The sequence below is a fragment of the Lelliottia sp. RWM.1 genome, assembly GCF_016859735.1.
In the GTDB taxonomy this organism is placed as follows: domain Bacteria; phylum Pseudomonadota; class Gammaproteobacteria; order Enterobacterales; family Enterobacteriaceae; genus Enterobacter.
The window spans coordinates 57,274-63,350 of the sequence record NZ_WLVC01000029.1 but is presented as its reverse complement, the minus strand read 5'-3'; the positions used below and the strand labels follow the sequence as shown (position 1 = coordinate 63,350).

Here is a 6,077-nt window from a genome sequence, read left to right as displayed (position 1 = left end):
CTCATGATGTCCCTCTGGGATGCGCTCCGGATGAATATGATGATCTCATATCAGGAACTTGTTCGCACCTTCCCTAATCCACGCATACATATCCGCATTACTGCGCAGTGACAATCGACGCATTGCGCTGTTTTTCTGAGCGCTAATTGTCTTATTACTCTTCTTAAGCAACGTTGCTATTTGATTTATTCCCCACCCCTTACCCAGCAAACGCAGCACCTTGCGTTCAGAATGTGTGAGCGTAATAAGTGTCTCACTCTCCTCATCGACGTCGGGGCAATCGGGGATTAATAGCGTCTGGCTAATGCGCTCAGAACGTTTACTCCCGGCGCGTATCGCGCTGACTACCCCTTCAATGGGTTCCATATCGGAAAGCAGGGTGCTCTCAGGACGCATAAGCAACTCAACGGCTATCGAATAGAGGGGGCGAGAGACTAAGAATATCCAGTGAATTTCCCTGTATTGATTCAATAACCCATAGTATTGCTCGAGGGCTCCGCGCGGGTTGATATAATCACCTGAAATATCAGCAATAATAACGCCTGCCCGACGTAACTGCAGTAAAGTCAGCTCTTGCTGTGAGCGGCAATAGGTCAGTTCATAATCTGGAAAATTGCACGCCATTACACCGCCAAGCCCAGTTTGCATAACGGGTATTTTACTGATTACAACGGCGTGCCTACCCTTCAATGGCAACATAGTTCCTCCGAGTCCATTCATCATTTACTTTTTAATAAAGTGAAAATACATCAAGGTAAAACGTTTTTCGTCCCTGAATCTCAAACTGATTAACAAAAACAGACATTGAGATAACACTTGATGAATTAAGAATTGCCCAAAACGGAATTAATATCTCACAAATGACAATCAGATTTAATTAAAACAACATTAAAAAAATGAAAATATAAAATTAGAAAAACTAAATACAAAAAATCTATATTACTCATTAAGAATATTCACACCAAAAATAATAAAACACGCTGTTTGCTCTCATCATTCGTGTAACTGTTTGCATAAATATTGATCTGACCCAGAGCACGGGGGTCTGCACTTTGTGCTAAAAGTAAACATTCAGGGCCATCAGGCAAGCTATCCTTCTTCTTTTTCAGGGCACTACATGCAGGCAGATCAGTCAACGCAACGAGCCACAACACGGCTTTGTATTCAGTGCGGGCTTTTTCTATTACAACACGGCGCGGAAAGCGCACTGGTCGAGGAGCTATCCACACGGCTAGGATTGGCGATGGGGATGGATAGCGTTGAAAGTTCCATCTCATCAAACGCCATTGTGCTCACAACGATAAAAGACGGGCAGTGTCTGACCTCTACCCGCAAAAATCACGATCGCGGCATTAATATGCATGTTGTGACAGAGGTGCAGCATATTGTCATTTTGGCTGAGCACAAGCTTCTGGATCTCAAAGAGATTGAAAAACGATTCAATCAAATCAAACCATTACGTTACCCTCGCTGGCTGGTTGTATTAATGGTTGGCCTCTCCTGTGCCTGTTTTTGTAAGCTCAATAATGGCGGCTGGGATGGGGCAGTCATCACCTTTTTTGCCAGTGCGATTGCCATGTATGTCCGCCAGTTGCTGACACACCGACAAATGCACCCACAAATTAACTTCTGCATCACCGCCTTTGTCGCTACGACAGTATCAGGTTTGCTGCTGCGCCTGCCTCTTTTCGCTGCGACACCCACAGTTGCTATGGCAGCCAGCGTGCTGTTATTGGTTCCGGGTTTTCCGTTGATTAATGCCGTTGCTGATATGTTCAAAGGACACATCAATACCGGCCTGGCTCGCTGGGCAATTGCCAGCCTGCTGACGCTCGCGACCTGCATTGGTGTCGTAATGGCAATGACGTTGTGGGGGCTACGCGGATGGGCATGATCGATTTTTTGTTGGCACTGGCACAGGACATGGCTCTGGCTGCTATACCTGCCGTGGGTTTTGCGATGGTGTTCAACGTGCCACAACGTGCGCTGCCCTGGTGTGCGCTTTTGGGGGCGATAGGCCATGGTTCACGAATGGTTATGATGACCGCAGGTTTTAACATCGAATGGTCTACGTTTATGGCTTCCATGCTGGTCGGCAGTATTGGTATTCAGTGGTCACGCTGGTATCTGGCGCACCCAAAAGTCTTTACCGTTGCTGCTGTGATCCCGATGTTCCCCGGTATTTCTGCTTATACGGCTATGATTTCGGCGGTCAAAATCAGTCACTTCGGTTACAGCGAGCCACAAATGATCTTGCTGCTCAGCAATTTCCTTAAAGCCTCCTCAATCGTCGGCGCGCTCTCCATTGGTCTGTCTATTCCCGGTTTATGGCTCTACCGCAAACGCCCGCGCGTTTGAAATTTGTGTTCTCACGCTGCCATGGTGATAATCCCTGCATTCCGTTTGGTGACGATAAGGAAAGGATGTGGCTAACCCTGGCAGTGAATCCCCTGAGCACAATGAAGCTTCCAGCCTGAAGGATAAAATTTTTCAGAGCGCCATTACGCTCTTTGCTGAATATGGGCTGAATGGTGCACGTATGGAGCAGATTGCTGAAAAAGCAGAGACCACCAAGCGGATGGTCGTTTATCATTTCAAGACGAAAGAAAACCTTTATCTGCTGGCGCTTGAGTATGTTTACACCCAGATCCGTGCCAGTGAAAAACGTCTTAGCCTTTCCGGAATGCCTCCCGTTGAAGCGCTGGTACATCTGGTGGAAACGACCTTTGATTACCATGCCGATCACCCGGACTATATTCGCATTATCTGCATGGAAAACATGCAGCGTGGTCGCTTTATGCAGCAGTCCAGCTACCTACGTCAGGTTAACCGCAGCGCCCTTGAACTGCTGGAGGAAATCCTGCGCCGGGGAAAAGAAAAGCAGCTGTTCAACCAAACGGTAGACGCCCGCGATCTTCACCGTCTCATCAGTAGCTTCAGTTTCCACTACGTAGCCAACAGCTATACCTTTACCTTGTTGTTTGAAGAGGGTGCAGACGAACATGCCCAGCGTCAGCACTATCGCAAAATGGCCGTTCAGGTTGCCCTGCGTTATACCTGCCCATAAAATCGCTTGCAATTATATCGCGCGCTATCTATATTTATCTCATGAACACACAGACGAAAGACACCACCGCCGCGCTTCTGCTGGATAACCAGCTCTGTTTTGCCCTTTACTCGGCAAACCTGGCGCTTAACAAGCTGTACCGGCAACTGCTGGCTCCGCTTAACCTGACTTACCCACAATATCTGGTGATGCTGGTACTTTGGGAGCAGGATGATATTACGGTGTCGGATATCGGTGAACGTCTGTTTCTTGATTCAGCAACATTAACGCCGCTGCTCAAACGTCTGGAAAGCGCAGGGTTGATCAGCCGCCAGCGCTCTCGTAAGGACGAACGTCAGGTCGCAGTGACACTGAGTGATGCAGGACGTGCGCTACAACAGCAAGCGAAAGATATCCCGCACGCCGTGGGCTGTGCAGCACAATGTGATACCACGACCATGCTGGCACTCAAACAGCAACTTGAGCTTTTGCGGCATCAACTACAGCACGCGTAAGGCTATACTTTACGCGTATTTATTTACACACATATATCGCACGCTATTTAATAGCACACATAAACGTAAGATGAGGAACCTGCCATGTCTTTAGAAAAAGTTGTCTACACTGCCAAAGCCAAAGCAACCGGAGGCCGTGATGGCCGTGCAACCTCTTCCGATGGCGTACTGGATGTGAAACTGGGTGTCCCAAAAGAGATGGGCGGCATGGGTGGTGAAGTCACTAACCCTGAGCAGCTGTTTGCGGCGGGTTATTCTGCTTGCTTCCTGGGCGCAATGAAATTCGTCGCGGCACGTGACAAATTCGCCCTGCCGAAAGATGCGTTCATCGAAGGTGAAGTTGGCATTGGTCCACTGCCAACCGGTTTTGGCATTGAAGCAAAACTGAACATCCACGTTGAAGGTATGGACCCTGCTGAAGCCAAAAAACTGGTTGATGCGGCCCACATTGTTTGTCCGTACTCCAACGCAACTCGCGGCAATATCGACGTTACACTGAACATCATCGCGTAATCCTGCCACATACCCTCTTCCGTTGGGGGAGGGTATTCGTCCCGAATATCCCCCCTGCTCCCCCCTTTATCTCTGTGCTACCATAAGCCCATATCACGCCCGTAGTAACCCAGTTGAGATAGTGTATGTCTTCCAGAATTCTGACCACCAGCATCGCTGGCATTGATGCCTTTATGCGCGATCCCCGTGGCGTCCTGACCAACGCCGAAGGCGGCACAGTCGCGGTATTTGCGGACAACGCCCCTGCGTTTTACGCGGTAACGCCGGAACGTCTGGCCCAGCTTTTAGACATAGAGTCGCGTTTGTCACGTCCGGTGAGTGATGTGACTCTGGATACACAATTCTTTGAAGAGCCAGGCAGTGCTCCCGTTGCCATTCCTATGGGAAAATTTGCCATGTACGCAGGATGGCAGCCCGATGCTGATTTTCAGCGGCAGGCCGCATTATGGGGCATCGCACTCTCACAGCCGGTGACGCCAGAAGAGCTGGCTGCATTTACGGCGTACTGGCAGGCTGAAGGCAAAGTATTCCATCATATTCAATGGCAGCAGAAACTCGCGCGCAGTATCCAGATCAACCGCGCCAATAGCGGTGGCCAGGCTAAACGCGATATCAACGCTTTTTCAGAACCGGATAAACAGATCCCCCATGGATTCCGAGGTGCGAAATGAAAAACGTCGGCGACCTGATGAAACGGCTGCAAAAAATGATGCCAGCCAACGTAAAACCCGCTTTCACCACCGGTGAAGAGTTACTGGCCTGGCAAAAAGAACAGGGCGAGATCCGCGCAGCCGCCCTTGCCCGCGAAAATCGCGCCATGAAAATGCAGCGCACCTTCAACCGCTCAGGCATCCGTCCCCTGCACCAGAATTGCTCCTTTGATAATTACAAAGTCGAGTCTCAGGGGCAAATGAACGCCCTCAATCTGGCCCGTCAGTATGTGGACGAGTTTGACGGCAACATTGCCAGCTTTATTTTTAGCGGTAAACCTGGAACCGGGAAAAACCATCTCGCGGCCGCCATCTGCAATGAGCTGCTGTTGCGCGGAAAATCGGTTCTGATTATTACCGTTGCCGACATCATGTCAGCCATGAAAGACACATTCAGCAACCGTGAGACCAGCGAAGAGCAACTGCTCAACGATCTCAGCAATGTGGATTTACTGGTCATTGACGAGATTGGCGTTCAGACCGAATCACGTTATGAAAAGGTGATTATTAACCAAATTGTTGACCGTCGATCGTCGTCAAAGCGCCCGACCGGGATGCTGACCAACCACAATATCGATGAGATGACACGCTTGCTGGGTGAGCGCGTCATGGATCGCATGAAGCTCGGCAATAGTCTCTATATAATTTTTGACTGGGAAAGCTACCGTAGCCGCGTAACCGGCAAAGAGTATTAGGATATTTCCAGGAAGTGCGGGTGGCCCGGAGGTATATACTGAGCCACTTCCAGCCCGATAAGGGTCTTTGTTCGAGTAGGCTATTATGAAAAAGCATTTTCTTCTCAGCACAGCATTAGGCGCACTGCTGGTTACCGGCGTCGCACAGGCAGCTTCATGGCAAGATTCACTGGCCAGCGCAGCGAACGAGCTGACCAAAGAGAGCAGCAGTTCTCAGAGCGGCGGGCTTTCAGCCTCTTCGCTTACCAGCCTGTTGGGCGGTAATACGCAAAGCCTGAGCGCGGGTACGATGAATAACGCGGCAGGTATTTTAGAGTATTGCGCGAAGCAAAAGCTGGCCTCAGTGACCGACACGCAAAACATCAAAAACCAGGTTCTGGGCAAACTGGGTCTGGATACGCAAGAGCAGAAACAGGACACCAACTATATGGATGGGATCCAGGGTCTGCTTAATGCCAAAGATGGTCAGCAGCTTAACCTGAGCACCATCGGGGACTCAGCCCTGGCGAAAAAAGTGAAAACCAAAGCCTGCGATCTGGTGTTAAAACAGGGTATGAACTTCATCTCCTGATCCGCCCCATTTTCTGTCACAACACGC

General features: G+C 49.7%; 9 protein-coding genes. 8 read left to right on the top strand and 1 reads right to left on the bottom strand.

All coding sequences use genetic code 11. From position 1 onward, the window contains the following. Positions 1 to 45: 45 nt before the first annotated feature. Positions 46 to 699, bottom strand: coding sequence for a LuxR C-terminal-related transcriptional regulator (locus GF617_RS18475; protein ID WP_203452226.1), 654 nt, complete (start codon positions 697 to 699; stop codon positions 46 to 48). Between the two features lie 418 nt (positions 700 to 1,117). Here GF617_RS18475 and GF617_RS18470 point away from each other — a divergent pair, with 418 nt between their 5' ends. The 8 genes from GF617_RS18470 (at position 1,118) to GF617_RS18435 (ending at position 6,050) form a co-directional block, all read left to right on the top strand. Then, positions 1,118 to 1,894 carry a threonine/serine exporter ThrE family protein gene (locus GF617_RS18470; RefSeq protein ID WP_181623680.1) on the top strand — a complete coding sequence of 259 codons (777 nt, stop codon included), beginning with the start codon at positions 1,118 to 1,120 and terminating at the stop codon, positions 1,892 to 1,894. Then, the gene (locus GF617_RS18465) at positions 1,885 to 2,358 is read left to right on the top strand and encodes a threonine/serine exporter (RefSeq protein ID WP_181622139.1); all 474 of its coding nucleotides are present in this window, start codon (positions 1,885 to 1,887) and stop codon (positions 2,356 to 2,358) included. The genes GF617_RS18470 and GF617_RS18465 overlap by 10 nt, the downstream gene beginning before the upstream one ends. A 67-nt stretch (positions 2,359 to 2,425) precedes the next feature. After that, the gene (locus GF617_RS18460; protein ID WP_203452225.1) at positions 2,426 to 3,067 is read left to right on the top strand and encodes a TetR family transcriptional regulator; all 642 of its coding nucleotides are present in this window, start codon (positions 2,426 to 2,428) and stop codon (positions 3,065 to 3,067) included. Positions 3,068 to 3,108: 41 nt separating this feature from the next. Continuing rightward, positions 3,109 to 3,561 carry a MarR family winged helix-turn-helix transcriptional regulator gene (locus GF617_RS18455; protein WP_203452224.1) on the top strand — a complete coding sequence of 151 codons (453 nt, stop codon included), beginning with the start codon at positions 3,109 to 3,111 and terminating at the stop codon, positions 3,559 to 3,561. An 84-nt stretch (positions 3,562 to 3,645) separates the two neighbouring features. Then, complete coding sequence (locus GF617_RS18450; protein ID WP_126545177.1) at positions 3,646 to 4,074, top strand: organic hydroperoxide resistance protein; 429 nt, start codon at positions 3,646 to 3,648, stop codon at positions 4,072 to 4,074. Positions 4,075 to 4,199: 125 nt separating this feature from the next. Beyond that, complete coding sequence (gene dnaT, locus GF617_RS18445) at positions 4,200 to 4,745, top strand: primosomal protein DnaT (protein ID WP_181622136.1); 546 nt, start codon at positions 4,200 to 4,202, stop codon at positions 4,743 to 4,745. Further along, entirely contained in the window at positions 4,742 to 5,479 is a 738-nt protein-coding gene (gene dnaC, locus GF617_RS18440) for a DNA replication protein DnaC (RefSeq protein WP_181622135.1), read from the top strand. The genes dnaT and dnaC overlap by 4 nt, the downstream gene beginning before the upstream one ends. A gap of 85 nt (positions 5,480 to 5,564) precedes the next feature. Next, a complete protein-coding gene (locus GF617_RS18435) occupies positions 5,565 to 6,050 on the top strand; it encodes a DUF2501 domain-containing protein (protein ID WP_239006534.1) in 486 nt (161 codons plus the stop codon). The last annotated feature ends 27 nt before the right edge of the window (positions 6,051 to 6,077 follow it).

What these genes read in the sequence shown, in the direction of transcription:
- dnaC (WP_181622135.1), top strand. Translation starts at nt 4,742, where the DNA reads ATGAAAAACGTCGGCGACCTGATGAAACGGCTGCAAAAAATGATGCCA.
- GF617_RS18470 (WP_181623680.1), top strand. Translation starts at nt 1,118, where the DNA reads ATGCAGGCAGATCAGTCAACGCAACGAGCCACAACACGGCTTTGTATT.
- dnaT (WP_181622136.1), top strand. Translation starts at nt 4,200, where the DNA reads ATGTCTTCCAGAATTCTGACCACCAGCATCGCTGGCATTGATGCCTTT.
- GF617_RS18475 (WP_203452226.1), bottom strand. Translation starts at nt 699, where the DNA reads ATGTTGCCATTGAAGGGTAGGCACGCCGTTGTAATCAGTAAAATACCC.
- GF617_RS18450 (WP_126545177.1), top strand. Translation starts at nt 3,646, where the DNA reads ATGTCTTTAGAAAAAGTTGTCTACACTGCCAAAGCCAAAGCAACCGGA.
- GF617_RS18455 (WP_203452224.1), top strand. Translation starts at nt 3,109, where the DNA reads ATGAACACACAGACGAAAGACACCACCGCCGCGCTTCTGCTGGATAAC.
- GF617_RS18465 (WP_181622139.1), top strand. Translation starts at nt 1,885, where the DNA reads ATGGGCATGATCGATTTTTTGTTGGCACTGGCACAGGACATGGCTCTG.
- GF617_RS18435 (WP_239006534.1), top strand. Translation starts at nt 5,565, where the DNA reads ATGAAAAAGCATTTTCTTCTCAGCACAGCATTAGGCGCACTGCTGGTT.